Consider the following 19,613-nt stretch of genomic DNA (forward strand, 5'->3'; position numbering starts at 1 on the left):
CCCTCCTCCAACACGAGGACCGCTTCTGGGAAGCCAGCGCCAATTCGCCCGCCTACAGACTCGGCCTGCCCGCCCCACCCTCGGCGCCGCCGTGGCGGTGGCCGCCCTGTGCGGCGCCTCCACGAAGGACGAGGCCCTGCGCGTCATCACGACCCTGCCCGGCCTGCCCGCCCACCAGACGGCACCCGCCGCCGCCTGGCTCGCCTCCCTGTACCCGGCCGACGGCGACCGCTACTGGGGCTCCCTCCAACCCGACCGCATCGCCGAATACCACGCCTCCCGCACCCTCACCGAAGACGACATCCCGCTGCCCGCCCTGCTCGGCGCGGCAACGCCCGGACAACAGGCCCAGCTCATCACCGTCCTGGCCCGCGCCGCCATCGCCCACTACAACACCGGCCGCACGACCGCCAGCGAACAAGTCCTCCACACTCTGGACACGGCCCTGGACACCGCCCCACTGACCTACCAAGGCATCCGGACCGCAGCAGACGCACTCCCCTACCCATCCCGCGTCATCGCCCCCCTCGCTCTTCGCCTCACCGTCGTCCTCGCCCACACCCACCAGCAACTCGCGGAGGGCAATCCGGCCGCCTACGAACCCGACCTCGCCACCTCGCTCGCTGTCTTCGCGATGCTTCTGGCAGCGGAGGGCGACCTTTCCGTGGCGCTACGCGCGACGGGGGAGGCTGTGGAGCTCTACCGCAGTCACGTTGTCTCGGCTCCGTCCGTACTCCCGCGACTTCATGCTTTGCTGGGCCTACAGGCGGATCTGCTTGACGGGCTCGGGCGTGAGGCGGAGGCGGAGGCAGTCCGTCGTTGGCTGGGGGAGAATCCGCGCCCGCCCGATTCTCGTAATTGAATTGCTCCCGCCCCTCCAGGGGCGGGAGCTACGGGTTCGACCCGAGATGCGCTGCCTGGGGTGCTTGTTCAGTCCAGGTCGTAGTCAAAGGTGTAGGAGACGGACGGTTCGCCGTGCTTGGCGGTGAAGCTGCCGGTCCCGCGCAGTCCGTCCAGTTCTCCGGTCCCTGATCCCGGTACGACCTCGAAGGTGCAGTGCACAGTGCCGTCGGCCTCGAAGGAGCCGCGTTCCTCGGCGACGAAGGTGCCCTCGCGACCGTCGAGACGGCCGGCCAGGAGCTCCATCCCGGTGAACGTGCCGGTCTTCTCCGTGACGTAGACGGTGGTGTATTCGCAGGTGGTGTCGGTGGCCTCGATGCCGCCGGAGAAGGTGTTGGTGACGGTGGCGTGGGCGAGTTTCGGACTCACCTCGCTCGGCGTGAGAGTGCGCTCTTCCCAGTTGGCGAAGGTGAAGTGGCCGCTGGTCCGGACGGGCATGGCTGTCCTCTTGATCGGTCGCACGGTCCTCCCCGTGCGGTGCGTGATCAGCCTGAACGCCGTACCTGACATCTCCTGTCAGGTACGGCGGGACAATGGTTCCATGCGTGCCGACCGGCTTCTCTCCCTGCTTCTGCTGCTCCAGAACCGCGGGCGGATGACCGCGTCCGAACTCGCCGCGGAGCTTGAGGTGTCGGTCCGTACGGTCTACCGGGACATCGAGGCGCTCGGCGCGTCGGGCGTCCCGGTCTGCGCCGACCGCGGGCCCGCCGGTGGCTACCGGCTGGTGGACGGGTACCGCACGCGGCTGACCGGGCTCACCGATACCGAGGCCGCGTCGCTCTTCCTCGCCGGGGCTCCCGGGCCTGCGCGCGATCTGGGCCTCGGGGCGGTGCTGGCCGCCGCGCAGCTGAAGCTGCAGGCCGCTCTTCCGGCCGAACTGGCCGACCGGGCTCGGCGCATTCAGGACCGGTTCCACCTGGATGCGCCGGCCTGGTTCCGGGACGCCGACCCGGTTCCGTATCTGGGGGCGGTGGCCCAGGCAGTGTGGGGGCAGCGGGTGTTGCGGGCACACTATCGGCGGTGGGGTGGTGAAGTGCACCGGGAACTGCATCCGCTCGGTCTCGTCCTCAAGGGCGGGATCTGGTACCTGGTGGCGGGGATCGACGAGACCGTGCGGACCTACCGGATATCGCGCTTCCTGGCTGTCGACACCACTGGAGAAGTCTTCGATCGCCCGGCCGGATTCGATCTGGCTGCCTACTGGGAGGAGTCCTCCCGCCGCCTGGAAGCTGCGCTTCACCAGGGAGTTGCGCTCCTGAGGATCTCGCCTCGTGCCCAGAAGCTGTTGCCCATGCAGTTCGGTTCGGCCGGCGTACGAGCCCTTGAGGGCGCCGGGCCACCGGATGCTGAGGGCTGGGTGCGGGTGGAGATGTCGATCGAGCCACAAGCCGTCGCGGTCAGCGACCTGCTCAGACTGGGCATCGAGGCCGAGGTGATCGGCCCGCCCGAGCTGCGGGAGTCGATGGCCCAGGTCGCGGCTGCGCTGGCCAGCCGCTACGCCTCATCGCGATGAGTGCTTCGGGCTCAGCTCCAGGAAGCTCCCTGCCCGTACGGCCTTGGGATGCAGCGGTCGTCGGAACGCACGACGCCTCGGCACGCGTCCTGGAGGTCACCGAGGCTGTCGTCAGCCGTCGGCCACCCCCTTCACGGCACCGCCGGGCAGACTGCCTGCATGCCGCTCCCCGCACCGGCCGTCGCCGTCACCGCGCTGATCGAGGTCGTACGGATCTCCGGGCTTCCGGGCAGGAAGGGGGGCCTGTACCCCGGAGAGGTGGTCGCCCACTGGGCCGGGGACGAGGTCAATGGCCTATTCGCCCTGGTCAGGTCCCTGCCCGAGGGCGTGCGGCATCGGTGCGGGTTCTCGCCCGGGTGGGGAATCCGGGCGTACGACGATGACCTCGACGCCGTGTTGTTCGAGGCGGCGTTCTGCTTCTCGTGCGATGAGGTGGGGATGCACGGGGGTGCTGTGCCGCCGGCGCTGTGCACGCAGTTCTTCGACTCGGGCGCCGCGCAGGCCGGGGCCCTACTCGACCGTTTTCGCGGGGCCGCCGCCCCGGTCGCCGGGGCGACAAGCGCTGACACCTCACCCGGGCACACCTCTGCGGCGCCCGGCCTGAGAGAGACCGGACGCCGCAGAGGTTCAAGCGTCTTCGCGCCGCGTCACGCGCCCGTGCCGCCCGCGCCCCTGCGGCGGGTCACGACGAAGATCGCGCCGCCCGCTGCCACCAGAGCCGCCGCTCCGACGGCGATCGGGATGGCGTTGCCGCCGCCCGTCTCGGCGAGGTCGCCGGGCTCACCGCCGTTCGGGGTGGGGGCGGCCGGGGTGGAGTCGGAGGGGGAAGGGGACGACTCGGTCTTCGGGGTGTCGTCGGCGGGCGGCTTCTCGTCCGCGGGCGGGGTGGAGGCCGGGGGCTGCTCCTCGGCCGGCGGGTTCTCCTCGGCGGGCGGCTGCTCCTCGGCCGGGGGCTGCTCCTCCGCCGGGGGGTTCTCCTCGGCCGGCGGCTGCTCCTCCGTCGCGCAGTCCTTCGTGCCGCCGTTCCAGGCCGCGATCAGCTTGTCCTTGATGACGGGGCGGTCCGGGCCCTTGGGCACGTCGCCGTGCTCGAAACCGTCCTTCGCGTCGAGCTTGCCGTCGAACTTCACGGCACCCCGGTAGAGGTCGATCTGGGCGTAGCAGCCCGCGTCGGGGACGGCGATGTCGAGGGAGTCCGTGGCGCCGCGCTTGACCGTGACCGTGTCGAAGTCGACGAAGACCTGCTCGCCGGAGGTGGCGAAGGTCGGGCCGTGGGCGAGGTAGGACGCGAGGGAGACCGTGCAGGTCGTGGCGTCGGAGGCGGTGCGGACCTTGAGGTGGACCTTGCCGTCCTCGCTGGGCTTGAGGTTCTGGTCGTCGAGCCTGACCCAGTCGGTGAACGTCACGCCGTCCAGCGAGAACTCGCAGCGGTCGGTCTCGGTGGCCGTGCCCGCGCCCTGGCCGGGGGCGTAGCTCTTCTTGCCCCAGCCGTCGCCGCCGGGTGCGTCGGTGGCGAAGGCCGGAGCCGAGACCGCCGCGCTCAGCGCAAGAGCGGCGATGCCCGTCCCCACCAGGCGGCTCACGATGACACGTCTCGCTATGGACATGCAGATCCCATTCTCGAACTCGGAACGTCGTTGCGTACGAGACCCCTGGGCGCGGCGGCAGCACGGCGGCACGAGGGCAGCCGAAGGCCGCGCCGGGGGGTGAGTGGTCGAAGAAAACACCGGGCTCAGGGGTCACTTGAGCCACAGGGTGGGGACATCGTTTACCAAGGGGTAGGGGCTGTCAACCTCGGCAAACACCGACCGGGGCAGGGACTTCGACGGTTCGTCAGGCACGTACGCACTGTGCGTGGGCACATATGGGACACAAGGGGAATCAGTTCCTCCGGGAAACCATCGGGACATCATCGGGAAACCATCGAGACGCCATGAGGTCCCCACGTCGGACCCAAGGACCGGGGCCCACCGCAAAAGGTTCGCCAACTCGCTTACATGCACAAGGGAGTTGATCGGGGGCGGATTTGACAAGCCGACCGTCACTCCCGAATCTACGTTCATGACATCCATTTTCATTATCGGCGTCAAGGGTGCCGCCGAGAGCGAGCGGGGTGACGGTCCATGCGTGTGGCCTTCGTAGGCAAGGGCGGCAGCGGCAAGACGACGCTCTCCGCGCTCTTCGCCCGGCACCTCGCCCGGACGGGCGCCCCGCTGGTGGCGATCGACGGTGACATCAACCAGCACCTCGCGCACGCCCTCGGCCTCGACGAGGACGCGGAGTTCGGCGCCCCGCCGCTGAGTTCGCGCACCGGCGAGATCAAGGACCTGCTGCGCGGCAGCAACCCGCGGATCGTCTCCCGGGAGGCGATGGTCAAGACGACACCGCCGGGTCGCGGCTCACGCCTGCTGCGACTCCTCGGCGACGACGACCTGCACGCCCGGCATGTCGAGCGCGTGGGCGACGTGCCGCTCATGGTCACCGGCGCCTTCGACGAGAGCGACCTCGGGGTGGCCTGCTACCACTCCAAGCTCGGCGCGGTGGAGCTGTATCTCAACCACCTCGTCGACGGGCCCGGCGAGTACGTCGTCGTCGACATGACCGCCGGCGCCGACGCGTTCGCCTCCGGGCTCTTCACCCGGTTCGACATGACCTTCCTGGTCGCCGAGCCGACCCGGAAGAGCGTCTCCGTGTACCGGCAGTACCGGGAGCACGCCGCCGAGTTCGGCATCCCGATCGCGGTCGTCGGCAACAAGGTCACCGGCGAGGACGACCTGCTCTTCCTCAAGGAGCACGTGGGCGAGGACCTGTTGGCGTACTGCGTGCAGTCGTCGTACGTCCGCGCTCAGGAACAGGGGCGGGAGCAGGGCGAGTTGGAGGCGCACAACCTGCACGCGCTGACCCTGCTGAAGGACGCCGTCGACGCCCGCACGAAGGACTGGGCCACCTTCCAGCGCCACGCCGTCGAGTTCCACCTCCGCAACGCCACCGCCTGGGCCAACGACGCCACCGGGCACGACCTGGCCGCCCAGGTGGACCCCGAGTTCCACCACGGACCGCAGGCGCAGGCCGCCGCCGGGGCCGCCACCCCCTCCATAGTCACTTTCTAGTCTCCGTCTGATCAGAACAGGAACACCCATGTCGCTCGACGTCTCCCCGCAGCTGCTCGCCGATGCCGAGAAGGGCGAGGTGCGGGAGGAGGAGTTCGTGGAAACGGTGCGCACGTCGCTGCCGTACGCCTACGAGCTCATCGCCTCGCTCGTCGGTGAACTGCGGTCCGGCTCCGCGCCGTTCGCCGACAATCGGACGCCACCGCCGTCGGAGAAGGAGCGGGGCCAGCTGCTGCGGGCGCTGTCCAGCGACGCGATCCGGGGGAGCCTGGAGCGGCACTTCGGGGTGGCGCTCGCCTTCCAGAACTGCCACCGGGTGGCGGTCTTCCCGACGGAGGCGCGCGGCGGCGAGACGTACACCCGCTTCACGTCGCTGCGGTCGCAGATCCTCAACCAGTCGCCGGAGTTCCGCGACTGCTGAGGCCCGAGGTGGCCCGAATCGGCCGTCGACCGCCCCCTTCGCACGCCCCCTTCGCACGCCTCTCGCGGAGGGGGCGGTCGTTTCTGTACGGGGGAGCTCAGAGGGCGTACGGGAGCGCGTTACCGGCGTACGGCTGCACCGGGGGTCGGGGGCGAGGGCGGTCGTGCGGGCGACTCCGGGCCGGTCGGGTGCGCGACCTCGTCCCCGTAGCGCCCGATAGTGACCGATCCCGTACGGCCGTGAACGTGCCCGGGGACTGGGAGGGGCTCGGGCGAGGTGGTCGGCTGTCCGCTCGGGGGCTCGACGGGGTCCCGTGCGGGCTGGTGTGTGCCGGTCCGTGCGCCGTGGCGTGCGGTCGTGCGATATGCGCCGTCACAAGTTGGCCTGCCTGCGATCACACAAGGTGAATAATGGGGCCTGAGGGCGTCTCAGCGACAGAGAGGGTCGCCGTGGGGACCGACAGGGGCAGTGCCGTTTCCCGTCAGCGCTTCGACGTGGCCGACGCCGCGCCGTTGCTGATCGACGCGGACGGGTTCGTGACGAGCTGGACCCGGGACGCCGAGCGCCTCTTCGGGTATACCGCGGCCGAGATCCTGGGCCGCAGCGTCCGTACGCTCCTGGTCGACGAGGACGGCGAACGCATCAGCCCGCTGGCCGAAACCCATCGCGCGCTCGGCGGCTGGTCCGGCATCCTCACGGCCCGCCACCGCGACGGCCACACCGTCAAGGTGATGGTCCGCGTCGTCCCCACCCGTGAGGCAGCACAGCCACCTGTGCCGGGTGAGGCGGAGCGCGGGGGGCCCGCGGCGGCCGGAGGCCCGCCCCGGCGGAACCCGCAACCGCACCCACCCAAGCCCGCTCCGCCCCGGACCGCGGCGTCGGCGGCTGCGCAGGGCGCGCCCCGGACCGACGCGGCCCCCACCGAGCGGGCGCCGGCTCGAGAAGGCGCGGGCGGCGTGGCCGCCGGTGCGCGGCCCGCCGCGCAGCACTCCGGCAGACCGACCGCACGGCGGACCGTGCCCGTCCCGGCCCCCGATTCCCCTCCGCAGCCGCCGTCGCCGTCGTCCTCTCCCTCGCCATCGTCCTCACTCCCGCCCTCGCCGTCCGGACGTCTGCCCTTCTCGCCGTCGCCGGCCTCGCCGCCGCGCCCCGCCTCTGCGCCAGCACCAGCACCTTCCGCCCCCACGCCGTCGCCCCCGTCGCCCCCTCCCCCTCCCTCCACCGACCCCCTCAAGCCCGCCCACTGGGTCGCTCTCGTGTCCGATGCCACGCAGGCGCCCGGCTGGGACATGAGCCGGACCGTGCTGGAGCGGATGACCGCGTGGTCGCCGGTCGGGATAGCGATCGTCGACACGGAGCTGCGGTTCGTGTGGTCGAACGCGGCGCTGGAGCGGTTCGGCGGCGGCCTGGCGCACGAGAGGGTGGGGCTGCGGCTCGCCGAGGTGCAGCCGGGGCTCGACGCCGAGCGCATCGAGGCGCAGATGCGGAAGGTGCTGGAGACGGGCGTCCCGGTGCTGGACTACGAGCACGTGGGCCGGGTGCGGTCCGCTCCGTACCGCGAGACCGCGCACGCGATGTCGTTCACTCGTCTGGAGGACGACCACGGCCGGCCCATCGGCGTGTACTACACGGTGGTCGACGTGTCGGAGCGGCACCGCGCCCGCACCCGGCTCGCCCTGCTGGACCGTGCCGGTGAGCACATCGGCCGCACCCTCGACGTACGGCGGACCGCGCAGGAGCTGGCGGACGTGGTCGTGCCGGCGCTCGCCGACTTCGTGACCGTCGACCTGCTGGACTCGGTGCTGCGCGGCGCCGAGCCGGGTCCCCTCGGCGACGGTTCCGTGCCGCTGCGGCGGATCGCCCAGCAGTCCGTGCACGACGGGGTGCCGGAGGCCGTCCTGGAGATCGGCGCGGTCGCCTCCTACGCCGCCGGATCGCCCCCGGTGCGGGCCCTGGTCGACGGCCGTTCGTGGTCCGAGCCGCGGCTGGACCCCTTGTCGGCGGAGTGGGCGAGGGCGGACCCGGAGGGCCGGGCGGTGCCCGTAAAGGCGCTCGGCCTGCACAGTGCGATGATCGTCCCGGTGCGGGCGCGTGGCATCACACTCGGCATCACCACGTTCTTCCGGCGCGACCGGCTGGACCCCTTCGACGCGGTCGACCTGGGCCTCGCCGAGGAACTGGTCGGCCGGGCCGCCGTCTGCGTCGACAACGCGCGCCGGTACACGCGCGAGCGCGACGCCGCCCTCGTGCTCCAGCGCAGTCTGCTGCCGCGCCGACTGCCCGAGCAGGACGCGGCCGAGGTCGCCGTCCGCTACCGGCCCGCCGACGAGCTGACCGGCCTCGGCGGCGACTGGTACGACGTCATCCCGCTCTCCGGCGCGCGGGTCGCCCTGGTCGTCGGTGAGGTCGCGGGCCACGGCATCGACGGCGCCGCCGCCATGGGCCGCCTCCGTACGGCCGTACGCACCCTCGCCGACCTCGACCTGCCGCCGGACGAGGTGCTCGCCCATCTCGACGACATGGTGGCGAAGTCGGCTCGTCAGGAAGGGGCCGAGCCGGGCGGGGGCAGCGGTCAGACGGTCGGGGCGCGCTGTCTGTACGTCGTCCACGACCCGGTGTCCGGCAGGTGCGCCATGGCCGCCGCCGGGCCGTTCGCCCCGGCCCTGCTCGACCCCGACGGCACGGTCACCTTCCCCGAGCTTCCCGAGGGGCCCGCGCTCGGCGTCGGCCAGCAGCCCTTCGAGGCGCTGGAGCTGGACCTTCCCGAGGGCACGGTCATCGCCCTGCACACCGACGGGTTGCTCGCCGGGGCCTCCCGGGAGGCGCTGTGCCGCGCCCTGGCCCGGCCGGAATCCTCCCTCGAGCGACACGCCCAGCGCGTCCTGGACACTCTGGCCCCGGCCCGCCCGACCGACGACGTCGCCCTCCTCCTGGCCCGCACCCGGCGGCTGCCCGCGCACCGGGTGGCGTCGTGGGAGCTGCCTGCCGACCCGGCGCTGGTCGCGGAGGCCCGCAAGACCACCTCGCGGCAGCTCGGGACGTGGGGGCTGGACGAGCTGGCGTTCACCACCGAACTGATCGTCAGCGAGCTGGTCACCAACGCGATCCGGCACGCCGCCGGGCCCATCCGGTTGCGGCTCGTCCTCGAACGCACCCTGACCTGCGAGGTGTTCGACGGCGGCGCCACCGCGCCCCACCTGCGCCACCCGCGCACCACCGACGAGGGCGGCCGCGGCCTGTTCCTCATCTCCCAGTTCACCCAACGCTGGGGCACCCGCTTCCTCCCCCAGGGCAAGGTCATCTGGGCGGAACAGGCCCTGCCGAACCTGCCACCCGATGCCCTGACGGCAGGGGACCCGACAGCCGCAGAGCCAACGATCACGGAGCCGACGACGGTCACGGAGCCGACGGTCACGGAGCCGGCCGGGGAATAGCCGGCGGAGAAACGATCGCAGGCGCATCCGTCCACCCCTGACGGGAGAGAGCCGACCGGGTCGCTGCCGGCCGCCGACCGACCGGCGGTGGATCCATCGAGGGCCCACCCCTCGGCCGTCCACCGGTGGGGCGTCCGTCTTTCCGCAGCGGACCCGGACCCATACACGGCAGGAGAGTCGACAGCGACCGGCTCGCGGGTGGACCGGCCGACGCCACGCAGGCAGGGCGGTGCGCGGCGGCTGCGCCGCGGCGGGAGAACCGACGACCGGGGCGGCGGGCAGGACGGCGGCAGGCAGCAGCGGGCCGCAGCAGCCGAGCGGTCGGCCACCGAAACATCAGCCACGGTCCCCCACACACAGACAGAGCGGCACCAGTCGGCCAGCGACAGCGACAGCGTCTAGCGGTAATTCGGTGAGTACGCCATGTGAGGCCCCCTCGGGTGTGCTGTTCGGGTGAAAGCCCTGGGCGGCGGCGGTCGCACGGGCTGTCCGGGGACACCTCCCTCAACCCCTCCCCCTCCCCAGAATCTCCACATTTCCGATATCGCGGCCGACGGCCCACCCCCTCTCATGCCCCGTTCAGCCTGATTGGTGGCGGTTGGCACTTCATATGAATGCAGGCGTCGGCTTCGGGCACCGGGCTCCGTCGCCTCGGCAGGACTTCAGGGAGAAGAGGGACGTGGTGAAGCGAAGAACACCGGGGGGTGTGGGTCTGGCCCTGGCCGTCACGGCGGCGCTGGTGGTCGGACTGGCCGGTGAGGCGGTCCCCGCCGCCCCCGGCATCAGTGGCACCGCGGACCGCAGGGCGCCCGGCGACGGCAACGTGACCGTTCGGGTCGTCAACGAGTTGGACGCCGACGGGAAGTACGACCACGGTCAGGAGAAGGGCCGGGCCGGTGTGCGGGTCACGCTCACCGACGACCACGGCACCGTGGAGACCCGCACCACCAACGCGTACGGCGTCGCCTGGTTCCAGCCGTCGGCCACCCCGCTGCGTGGCGGCAAGTACCGCGTCCAGGCCGACAACCCCGACTCCCGCACCCTCCAGCCGGCGATCGCGGGCCTCGGCGACGGACCGGGCGTCATGCGCAGCAGCATCGGTTTCGTGGATGTCTCCGGGGGCCGGCACACGACGTACACGACCGGCTTCTGGGAGCCGGGGGTCTACTGCCAGGAGAACCCGGACCTGGTGACCTGCAACCTGACGAAGGGCGACGCCCCCGACACCCACAACGGCCTGGTGCGGTTCGCGGGGAACTTCTCCGACACCCACCCCGGCGGCACGGTCACCCGGCTCACCAACAACCAGCAGCAGGGCGCCGTGTTCGGCATCGGCAACGACCGGACCGGCAACACGTACATGGGCACGCTGGTCAAGCGCCACGCCGCGTACGGACCGGCGGGCGCGACCAACACGATCTACCGCCGCAACAGCGCCTCCGGGGTGAGCACCTTCGTCACCCTGCCGGGCCTGCTGACCGAGCACGACGAGGCCGACGACTGGCTGCGCGACAACCCGGTCTACAGCAGGGTCGGCCGCGAGGGCATCGGCGACGTCGACGTCTCCGGTGACGGCCGGACCCTCTACGCGGTCAGCCTCAACGACTCCCGGCTGTACGCGGTGCCGATCCGCGGCACCGGCGACGGGGTCTACCCGGGCACCTACCGCTCGCACGTCATCCCCCGGCCCAAGGAGTGCGCCGGCCACTGGCACCCGTACGGCATCGGCGTGCGCGGCGGCCGGGTGCTCGTCGGCGGGGTGTGCGGCGCGGAGAAGACCGTCACCAGGACCGCCCCGTGGGGCGACCCCTCCCAGGTCACCTCGCACGTCTACGAGTTCACCCGGGGTTCGTTCCGCGAGCTGTTCCGAACGGCGATGAACTACCCGCGCGGCTGCGCGTTCCGCTTCACCGGTACGCCCGCGACCGCCCCCCGCTGCTCGAAGCCCTCCGGCGTCGGCACCCCGCTGAGCGCCATGTGGGAGGCGTGGAACCAGCGCGTCCCCACCCCCGGCCGCCTCTCCTTCGTCTCCGCGCCGCAGCCGATCCTGTCCGACATCGAGATCGCGGACGACGGCGACCTGATCCTCGGCTTCCGGGACCGGTTCGCCGACATGCAGGGCACGGCGACGTACCCCTTCAACGCCCCCCGGGTAAGCGCCAAGGTCAGGGCCGTCGCCGCCGGTGACGTGCTGCGGGTGTGCGCGACCGGTACGACGTACACGCTGGAGAACAACGCCCGCTGCGACGCGCTCCACGGCGCGCTCCCCAACAACGACGAGGGGCCGGGTCACGGCGAGTTCTACGCCGACTCGACCATGCTCGCGGACGCCCACGAGGACCAGGTCACCCAGGGCGGCACGGCCCTCCTGCCGTACCGGAACAAGCTGTGGAGCACGGTCCACTCCCCGTTCGACGAGCACCCCTGGGAGCAGGGCGTACGCCGCTGGAACGCCACCAAGGGCAAGACCGAGGGCAACCTGCTGGTGCAGCGGACCTGGAGCGCCGACGCCGCGCAACGCGCCATGCTGTTCGGCGAGGGCAACGGCCTCGCCGACCTGGAGCTGATCTGCGACCGGGCACCCGTCCAGGTCGGCAACCGCGTCTGGTTCGACACCGACGGCGACGGCGTCCAGGACCCGTCCGAGCCGCCGGTCAAGGGTGTGAAGGTGACGCTCCGCCCGACGTCGTCACCCGGCCCCGACCTCGTCACGCGCACCGACGCGAACGGCGAGTACTACGTCGGCAGCCTGGACCGGGGCGGGCTGCGGCCGAACACCACCTACCGGGTCTCCTTCGACCACAGCGGCGTCGACACCAGCACGCTGCCGGGGCGGCCGAGCCGTGCCTTGCTCAAATGGGCGGTCAAGGGCGCCGGTTCGAGCCGTGCGATCGACTCCGACGTCGCCCCCTTCGGCCGGACCACGGTCCGCGTCGGCGACCCCGGCCATGTGAACCACACGGTCGACGCCGGGATCACCCAGTCGGTGCGGCTGACGCTCCTGAAGCTCGACAAGAAGAGCGGCAAGCCGCTGCCCGGTGCGGTGTTCGAGCTGTGGCAGGACACCAACGGGGTCCGCGGCCTGCAGCGCAGCGGCCCGAAGAAGGACCGGTTCGTCTACGACTGCGCCACCGCCCGCACCGGCCGCTGCTCCTTCGGCTCGCTGCTGCCCGGCACGTACCACCTGGTGGAGACGGACGTCCCCGAGGGCTACCTCAAGCCGAGGCGACCGGTCACCGGGCCGTACGTCCTCACCCCGCGGAACGCCTCCCAGGGGCAGGGGCTGTTGGTGAAGCTGTCCAACGCGCGGGGCGAGGCCTGCAAGGGCAAGAAGTGCTGACGCCGGTGCCCGTTCGGCCCAGCAGGACGTCTCCGGGGCGCACCGGATGCCGTATCTCTGGGAAGGGGTTCGGCGAGTGAGCGAGTGAGCCAGTACCGGAGGCCGCGTTGACCAGACGAAGGACACGGAAGGCCCGCAGGACGCAGAAGAGCCGGATACGCCGGGTACGTGTGGTCGCGGTGCTGTCGTCCGCCCTGGTGGGCTGGACGGCGGCACCCGCTGCCGAGGCGGTGCCCGCGCCGGAGTGCACGGCGCGGACCGGGCCCTACCAGTGGGACCTGGAACGTCACCTCAGGCTCCCGGCGGACGGCCGGCAGTCCACCGCCGACTGCGTGGCGATCCGTGCCTTCCAGCAGCGCACGGGCGTGCAGCCGGCCGACGGCTACGCGGGCCTCGCCACCTACCGCACGATGCTGGTGGTGCAGGCCCGCGCCGACCCCAACGCGGCCGGGAAGTGTCCGGTGCGCACGTACCAGGTGACGTGCGTGGACCTCGACCGCCAGCTGGTGTGGGTGCAGCAGGGTAAGCAGGTGATCTACCCGCCGGTGCCCGCGCGCACCGGCAAGGACGGCGAGGAGACCCGCACCGGCTGGCACACGGTCTACTGGAAGCACCGCGACCATTTCTCCGACCTGTACAACAACGCCCCGATGCCGTTCGCCCAGTTCTTCAACGACGGGCAGGCCTTCCACGGCGTCCTCGACGACCTCTTCCGGGGCGGCTCCCACGGCTGCGTGAACCTCCGCTACGCCGACGCCGAACGCCTGTGGCGCATCATGCACGAGGACGACGCCGTCTACATCTGGGGCGCCAAGCCGGGCACCTGGCGCTCACTGGGCCCGCCGCCCGAGGCGCCCGCACCCGAACCCGCACAGGGCTGAGCCCGCGCGGCACCCCCGGCCGGGATCAGCCGTGGATGATCGAGGCGGTCCAGGTTCTCTTGGCCGTCAGCTTCGCCGGCAGCTTCGACGCGCCGGCGTCGTCCGCCGACTCCGCCGGGGCCGGGACCGCGAGGGGCCGTCGCTCCCCCGGGGCCCACCGCTGTGACGTGCCCGTGTCATTACGGGGGTGCTTCATGTCAGTAGCGGGCGCTAAGTTGGGGGTAGATCGCCGCCGCACCCGGGGCACGGGGCTCTGTCGGGAAAGCGGCATCGGGAAGGGCCGACCAGTGAAATGGGCGGAGGGACCCGACCGCGGGCCTCTTCCCCGCCCGCACCACGACGCACCGCAGTACATGACCTCCGCAGGAGTTGACGGATGAGACGCCCTTCCCGGCGTGCCCGGATCGCGATCGGGGCGGCCGTGGGCGCGGCGGTGGTCGCCGGACTGCTCGTGGCCCGGGAGGTCTCCTCACCGGCCCTGGACCTACGGCCGGCCGCCCGCGCCGGGGACCCGGCCTGCACCCGGATCGCCGACCACTACCCCGACCGGGTCGCGGGCGAGTCCCGCGACCCCGTCTCCGTCACCGGTGTGACGTCCTGGGGCAACGGGGGCGTGGTGCTGCGCTGCGGCCTGGAACCGCCGGCCGAGACCGTCGACCCGTGCGTCGAGGTCGACGGCGTCGACTGGGTGTTCCGGGAGGACCGCTCCACCGGCTCCGGCTATCGCGTCCTCATCACCTACGGCCGTGACCCGGCCGTCCAGGCCTTCGTCGACGACCGGATCACGGCGATCGACGGCGTCCTGGTGGACCTCAGCGACGTGGTGAGACCGATCGAGCGGGCGCCGGACGACGAGTGCGTGGCCGCCGCCGACGCCGCACCGCGCTGACGGCTCCGGCGCGGCCGTCGTCAGACCACGCGGGGGCCACCGCTCAGGCTGCCCGAGGGGGCCGTCGGCACCAGGCGGTCGTAGCGCCAGGCGCACAGGCCAAGCGTCATCAGAAACTGCAGGTCGAGGAGGGCGACAGTCATCATCACGAAGGCCCAGTCCACCGCGTCGGCCGGTCCGGAGCCCGCCCACAACCCGGTCGCCACCAGGGTCAGCAGATACAGGACCGCGTAGACCGACGTGTCGATCGTCGCGGTGCGCCAGCGCGACAGGGCGGGAAGCGTCTTGCGGACCACCGTCAGCACGGGCACCGCCACCAGCGGGAAGAGCAGTCCCCCGCCGTCGACCAGCCCGAGAGCGGCGTCGTCGGGCGATGTGTCCCCTCCGGTCCCCACGTTCAGCACGACCAGCCCCCACAGCCATGAGGGAAGGGTCACCACGGCCGCGTACTCCACCGCTCTGCGCCAAGGCGTGATCATCTGCGCTCCTCGCATCCCCGTACGTCACCGGCGGTCAACCGGTGACCACAGCAGTGTCCCAGCCGCCTCCGCGGGGCCGATCGGCAGGCTCCCCGGGGGAGTTGCCTAAGCTGTACGGCGATGAAGACGAAACCCCGTGCGGTCCTGTGCGTGGTCGTGGCCGGGCTCGCGATGACGGGCTGTGCCACGCCGAAGCCGCTGCCGACCGACGTGGAACAGGGCGAACGGGCCGGAGGTGCCGGGCAGTCGGGGCGGTCAGGGCAGTCGGGGAACGCCCGACTGGCAGGTGGGGGCGGGCTGTTCAAGAGCATCCCCGTCGGCGAGCGGCCCGCCGCGCCCGACTTCGCCGGCGACAGCGTCGACGGCGGATCCGTCCGGCTCTCCGACTACCGGGGTCAGGTCGTCGTCGTGAACGCCTGGGCCTCCACCTGCGGGCCCTGCCGGGTCGAGTCACCCGATCTCGACCGTGCGCAGCGGGAGTTGAAGGGGCGGGACGTCCAGGTTCTGGGCGTCAGCATGGACGTGTCCCGGCCGAACGCGCTCGCCTTCCAGCGGGACCTCGCCCTGTCCTACCCGAGCCTGCACGACCCCGGCGGCAAGCAGTTCCTGAAGCTGCCGAACGGTCTCGTGAACCCGCGGATCCTCCCCTTCACCCTCTTCGTCGACCGCGCGGGCCGGATCGCCGGGGCGGTGCAGAGCACGGTGACGGAGGAGGACGTGCGGAGCGTGGTCACGCCGATGCTGGAGGAGGGGTAGGGGAGGCGGCGAGGACTTCGGTGCGGGCGGTGGACCGGCCCCGGGCCTCGTCCGAGGAGCCCTGTTCGGCGTCCGTGGACTGCTCCCGCTGCTCGGTGTCCTTCTTCGGCTTCGGGTCCTTCTTCCCCTTCTTCTCTGCCTTCTTCTCGTCCTTCTTCGCCGCATGTTCGTTCAGGAGGCTCTGGAGGCGTTTGATGCCGGCCTGCGCCGCCTCGGTGGTGGCGGTGTCGTCGATGCCGTAGAGGCCGCCGTGGGTGAGCAGGGCGGCGGTGTCGCCGACGCGTACGGTCGCGAGGTCGAGGGTGAGCGCGGTCTCCTCGCCCTCCAGGTCACCGCTGACGATCAGCCGCAGGCCCTGGCGGGCGTCACCGAGGTCGCCCGGCAGGTCGACGGGGCTGACCTCGGCGCCGTACTCCCGGCCCTGGACACCGGCGATGGCGAACTCCTGGCAGCTGCCGACGAGTTGGCCCAGGCGGCGGAGGCGAGCGTCGACGTCGGCCTTGTCGTACGCGCCGACCTGGTAGCGCAGTTGGGCGCCGTACTCGTAGTCGTCGAAGCCGGTGACGGCCGTGCCGCCCCTGGGCTCGCCGAGGACGTCCTCGGCGTAGACCGCGTCGAGGAGTGCCTGGCACTCGGGGCGGTCGGTGCGGCCCTTGAGGAGGCCGTCCCGCCAGGTCGCCGCGCCCTGGGTGCCGGACCAGGTGTCACCGAGATCGTCCTGGCGCAGCAGGGCGCTGCGGGCCCGTGCGTCGGTGAGAGCGGGGGCCGCCGGGGCGGTGGGCGAGGCGGAGGTGGTGGTCTCCTCGACGGAGGCGGCCTCGGGGAAGCCGCGGGGGTGCCCGGGGTCGTCCACGACACAGGCCGTCGTCCCAGCGAGCATCCCGAGGGCCATGACCCGGGCGAGAACACGGAACGGACGACGCATGGCGGAGCCTCCCGAGAGCACGACGTTGCCGTTCCACGCCAACACCGCTCGGGCCCGCCCACCAGCGCTCGCGGCCGTACGGGTGAGGTGGTCCCCCGGACAGCGGCAGGGGCCCCTCAGGTACGGGGCCGCCCGGTCACCCGAGGGACGTGAACGTGGGAGAGGCGGAGGGAGTGGGAGCCATCGAGGGCGGGGGCGAGGTCGTGCCCCGGATCTCCACGATCGCGCCCTCGGTGAGGCGGCCGTACAGCCAACGGGCGTCCGTGGTGCGCAGGCCGATCCAGCCGGGGTTGGTGTCCTGGTTGCCGGGGGCCTTCTCGTCGGCGGAGAGGGCGGCGATCCAGAGCACGCCGGTGGCCGGGCCCCGTGTGGGAGCGTCGCTCGTCCGCTTCTCGGCGCCGGTTCCGGCGGCGGGTTCGCTCGGGTCGGTCGGTCCGCTCGGGTCGGTCCGGTCGGTCGGGTCTGCCGTGGCGGCCTCGTCGGTCCCGTCGGTCGCGTCGGTCCCAGCGGCTCTGTCTGTCCCGTCAGTCCCATCGGTCCCGGGGGTCACGTCGGTCACGTCCGGTGTGACGCCGGCGGCGGGCCCATCGGTCGTTTCACCGCCGTTCGACTCGCCCGTGGCACCCGTCGCCACCGGGGACAGTTCCAGGACCCACGCCAGCTTCTCGCCGGACTCGTCGCCGGGGCCGGGCGTCGAGTAGCTCACGACCTTGATGTCGGCCTTGGCGGTGACGGTCATCAGGCCGGTCGGGGTCGGTGTCGCCGGTCTGCCCGCCGAGATGGGCAGTTCGCGGCCGTCGACGGTGATGACGCGGCGGGAGAGGTCCACCGTGGCGTCGGCCGCCTCGGCCACCTCGGCCACCTCGGCCGTCGCGCTCGGCGGGATGCTCGCGGTGGCCGACGGGCGCTGCTCGGTGCCGTGCGAGACGGCGTTCAGGATGAGGACGGCGGCCAGGCCCGCCGCCGCACAACCGCCCGCGACCGCTGCGGTCGTACGGCGCCGTCGACGACGCCGTCCGGCGGTGGCGCGTACCTCGGCGCCGGACCCCGGCGGCAGGTGCTCGGCGGACTCGGCCAACTCGCGCAGTCGGACGGTGAGTTCATCGGACACGGCCGTCCTCCTTCGCACCCTCGCCGGGGGCCAGTTCGCGCGCCAGCGCCGCCCGGCCACGGGACAGCCGGGCCTTGACCGTGCCCACCGGGGCGCCGGTCTCGGAGGCTACCTCCTCGACACTCAAGTCGCACAGATGGTGCAGAACCACTGCCATCCGCTGGGCCTCCGGAATCCTGCGCAACGCCTCGACCAGCACCGCCCGCTCGGGATCGGGGCCCGGCGCGTGCTCCGGGGGCGGCTCGCGGCGCACCAGCTCCAGCCAGCGGCGCGCCCGGCGCCACCGGCTCACCGCGAGCCGCATCGCCACGGTCCTGATCCACGCCTCGGGCGCCCCCTCGGCGAGGAAGTCCCGCCGTCGGTCCCAGGCCCGTACGAAGGCCTCCTGCACCACGTCCTGCGCCTCGCCGTGGTCCCCGGTGAAGGCGTAGAGCTGGCCGGTCAGTCGGGGGAACGCGGTGGCGTAGAACGCGTCGAACTCTTCCTCGGTCATGCCCCCGCCGTTGTCCGAAGTCCCGTGCATCGCCATGCAACCCGGTCGCCCCCGTCGTGCGTACAGGTCTCGAACGTACGCCGCAGCCCATCGAAACACATCGCCGTCAGCGACTGGGGGAGACCATGACCACGGGGAGCAGTGCCAGGGGGAGCCGGGGCGTCGGGACGGGACCGCGCCGGCGTCCGGTGCGCATGATCGTCACGACGGCCGCGTGCGCGGTCGCGTGCGCCGTCACACTCACGGGTTGTTCGGGGAGCGGGGAGGGAGTACGGGTCGAGGGGCCGAGCGAGATACCCAGAGCCCTTGCCCGGGCGGACGCGGAGGTTCGCGCCAGCCCGCCGGCCTTCGACGGTGTGCGGGTGAACATCGCGGAGGGGCAGCCCCTGGGCGTCGGCATACCGATAGCGGTCACCTTCGCCCGCCCGGTCCCCTCGACCGAACGCGCGGCCGTGGAAGGCCAGTTGAAGGTCACCGTCCTGGGCGACGGCGCCGAGGGCTCCTGGAAGTGGGCCGAGGACCCGGCCCTCGCCGACGGGCAGCGCGTCGACTTCCGTCCGCGCGCCTCCTGGCAGCCCGGCACCAAGGTCACCGTCAAGGTCGGCACGGCCCTCACCCGGCACTTCACCGTCGGCCGCTCGCAGATCGCCGCGAGCGCGCCCGACCGCTGAGCGAGGTCGGAGAGAAGTCGGAGAGAAGTCGGAGGGGCCGGAGAAAAAGTGTTCCGTCGGTGTCATCCGTCCCGTGCGCCTCACGGGTTTCAGGAGTGTCAGACCAAGCACCTGGACCAACACACCTTTGGGGGGCGTCCGTTCATGACCATGACACGGATGCACACACTCGTCGCCGTCGCAGCGCTGACCACGCTGCCGGCGGGGGCGTCGACGACGTCGTACGCCGCCTCGCGGGGGGAGGCGGCGCACGGCGTCGGCACGGCGGCCGCGGAGGCGGAGGCCGCCGCCACCGCGGCGGCCAGGAAGGCACCGACTCCGCGCATCCTCCAGCCCGGTGAACACCTCGTCGTCGCGCCGGGATTCGAGTTCTGGATCACGGAGGAGGACGAGCTGCCCGGCATGCCGGGCTGGGGAGTCTGGTACGCCATCTCCGACCTGCCCACGGTGGACGCCGGGCGGGAGTTCCTGCGCGGTGTGACCGTCCTCGACACCAAGGGCGGCGTCTACTCCCAGCTGCACCTGCGCTGACCCGACCGTGCGGAGGGGGGCGACCGCCCCTCCGCACGACACGCTCCCCCCCCGTTCCCGTTCCCGATCCCCATACCGATCCCGATTCATGAACCACCCGATCTCCGGGACCGGCTCGGCCACCCGCCGCACCGACCCGGCGTCCAGGACCGGGGCCAG

General features: G+C 72.2%; 18 protein-coding genes. 11 read left to right on the forward strand and 7 right to left on the reverse strand.

Going from position 1 to position 19,613, the window contains the following annotated elements:
• The first annotated feature begins 91 nt into the window (after positions 1-91).
• Positions 92-862 (forward strand): hypothetical protein, encoded by a 771-nt coding sequence (locus tag P8T65_RS22325; protein ID WP_316727060.1) that lies wholly within the window; start codon positions 92-94, stop codon positions 860-862.
• A 68-nt stretch (positions 863-930) separates the two neighbouring features.
• Here P8T65_RS22325 and P8T65_RS22330 read toward each other — a convergent pair whose 3' ends face one another.
• Entirely contained in the window at positions 931-1,338 is a 408-nt protein-coding gene (locus P8T65_RS22330) for a DUF3224 domain-containing protein (protein ID WP_316727061.1), read from the reverse strand.
• Positions 1,339-1,441: 103 nt separating this feature from the next.
• Here P8T65_RS22330 and P8T65_RS22335 point away from each other — a divergent pair, with 103 nt between their 5' ends.
• A complete protein-coding gene (locus P8T65_RS22335; protein ID WP_316727062.1) occupies positions 1,442-2,413 on the forward strand; it encodes a WYL domain-containing protein in 972 nt (323 codons plus the stop codon).
• A gap of 647 nt (positions 2,414-3,060) precedes the next feature.
• On the opposite strand, the gene P8T65_RS22340 is transcribed toward P8T65_RS22335, so the two are convergent.
• Positions 3,061-4,020 (reverse strand): LAETG motif-containing sortase-dependent surface protein, encoded by a 960-nt coding sequence (locus P8T65_RS22340; protein ID WP_316727063.1) that lies wholly within the window; start codon positions 4,018-4,020, stop codon positions 3,061-3,063.
• Positions 4,021-4,536: 516 nt separating this feature from the next.
• Between P8T65_RS22340 and P8T65_RS22345 the strand changes: the two genes are divergently transcribed.
• The 5 genes from P8T65_RS22345 to P8T65_RS22365 all read left to right on the forward strand — a co-directional run bounded on the left by P8T65_RS22345 (position 4,537) and on the right by P8T65_RS22365 (position 13,599).
• Positions 4,537-5,523: an ATP-binding protein gene (locus tag P8T65_RS22345; RefSeq protein WP_316727064.1), complete on the forward strand. Its 987-nt coding sequence runs from the start codon at positions 4,537-4,539 to the stop codon at positions 5,521-5,523.
• A 28-nt stretch (positions 5,524-5,551) separates the two neighbouring features.
• A complete protein-coding gene (locus tag P8T65_RS22350; RefSeq protein WP_316727065.1) occupies positions 5,552-5,944 on the forward strand; it encodes an SCO5389 family protein in 393 nt (130 codons plus the stop codon).
• A 449-nt stretch (positions 5,945-6,393) separates the two neighbouring features.
• The gene (locus tag P8T65_RS22355) at positions 6,394-9,378 is read left to right on the forward strand and encodes a SpoIIE family protein phosphatase (RefSeq protein ID WP_316727066.1); all 2,985 of its coding nucleotides are present in this window, start codon (positions 6,394-6,396) and stop codon (positions 9,376-9,378) included.
• 679 nt (positions 9,379-10,057) lie between these two features.
• Positions 10,058-12,718: an SdrD B-like domain-containing protein gene (locus P8T65_RS22360; protein WP_316727067.1), complete on the forward strand. Its 2,661-nt coding sequence runs from the start codon at positions 10,058-10,060 to the stop codon at positions 12,716-12,718.
• Between the two features lie 170 nt (positions 12,719-12,888).
• Positions 12,889-13,599, forward strand: a complete 711-nt coding sequence (locus tag P8T65_RS22365) for a L,D-transpeptidase family protein (RefSeq protein WP_316731668.1) — start codon at positions 12,889-12,891, stop codon at positions 13,597-13,599.
• 25 nt (positions 13,600-13,624) lie between these two features.
• Here the strand turns inward: P8T65_RS22365 and P8T65_RS22370 are convergent, their stop codons facing one another.
• Complete coding sequence (locus P8T65_RS22370) at positions 13,625-13,795, reverse strand: hypothetical protein (RefSeq protein WP_316727068.1); 171 nt, start codon at positions 13,793-13,795, stop codon at positions 13,625-13,627.
• 180 nt (positions 13,796-13,975) lie between these two features.
• Here P8T65_RS22370 and P8T65_RS22375 point away from each other — a divergent pair, with 180 nt between their 5' ends.
• A complete protein-coding gene (locus P8T65_RS22375; protein WP_316727069.1) occupies positions 13,976-14,488 on the forward strand; it encodes a DUF3515 family protein in 513 nt (170 codons plus the stop codon).
• 20 nt (positions 14,489-14,508) lie between these two features.
• Here P8T65_RS22375 and P8T65_RS22380 read toward each other — a convergent pair whose 3' ends face one another.
• Entirely contained in the window at positions 14,509-14,967 is a 459-nt protein-coding gene (locus P8T65_RS22380) for a hypothetical protein (protein WP_316727070.1), read from the reverse strand.
• 120 nt (positions 14,968-15,087) lie between these two features.
• Between P8T65_RS22380 and P8T65_RS22385 the strand changes: the two genes are divergently transcribed.
• On the forward strand, positions 15,088-15,723 hold the full coding sequence (locus tag P8T65_RS22385) for a TlpA disulfide reductase family protein (protein ID WP_316727071.1): 636 nt from the start codon (positions 15,088-15,090) through the stop codon (positions 15,721-15,723).
• Here P8T65_RS22385 and P8T65_RS22390 read toward each other — a convergent pair.
• The 3 genes from P8T65_RS22390 to P8T65_RS22400 form a co-directional block, all read right to left on the reverse strand.
• On the reverse strand, positions 15,698-16,648 hold the full coding sequence (locus P8T65_RS22390) for a hypothetical protein (RefSeq protein ID WP_316727072.1): 951 nt from the start codon (positions 16,646-16,648) through the stop codon (positions 15,698-15,700). The two genes, P8T65_RS22385 and P8T65_RS22390, sit on opposite strands and share 26 nt — an antisense overlap.
• A 136-nt stretch (positions 16,649-16,784) precedes the next feature.
• Complete coding sequence (locus tag P8T65_RS22395; protein ID WP_316727073.1) at positions 16,785-17,759, reverse strand: L,D-transpeptidase family protein; 975 nt, start codon at positions 17,757-17,759, stop codon at positions 16,785-16,787.
• The gene (locus P8T65_RS22400; RefSeq protein WP_215457059.1) at positions 17,749-18,252 is read right to left on the reverse strand and encodes a SigE family RNA polymerase sigma factor; all 504 of its coding nucleotides are present in this window, start codon (positions 18,250-18,252) and stop codon (positions 17,749-17,751) included. Before P8T65_RS22400 ends, P8T65_RS22395 begins: the two co-directional genes overlap by 11 nt.
• Positions 18,253-18,614: 362 nt before the next feature.
• Between P8T65_RS22400 and P8T65_RS22405 the strand changes: the two genes are divergently transcribed.
• Both P8T65_RS22405 and P8T65_RS22410 read left to right on the forward strand, forming a co-directional pair.
• Entirely contained in the window at positions 18,615-18,923 is a 309-nt protein-coding gene (locus tag P8T65_RS22405) for an Ig-like domain-containing protein (protein ID WP_316727074.1), read from the forward strand.
• 159 nt (positions 18,924-19,082) lie between these two features.
• The gene (locus P8T65_RS22410) at positions 19,083-19,454 is read left to right on the forward strand and encodes a hypothetical protein (RefSeq protein WP_316727075.1); all 372 of its coding nucleotides are present in this window, start codon (positions 19,083-19,085) and stop codon (positions 19,452-19,454) included.
• Positions 19,455-19,613 lie beyond the last annotated feature (159 nt).

The sequence above is a fragment of the Streptomyces sp. 11x1 genome (assembly GCF_032598905.1).
Taxonomy (GTDB): domain Bacteria; phylum Actinomycetota; class Actinomycetes; order Streptomycetales; family Streptomycetaceae; genus Streptomyces.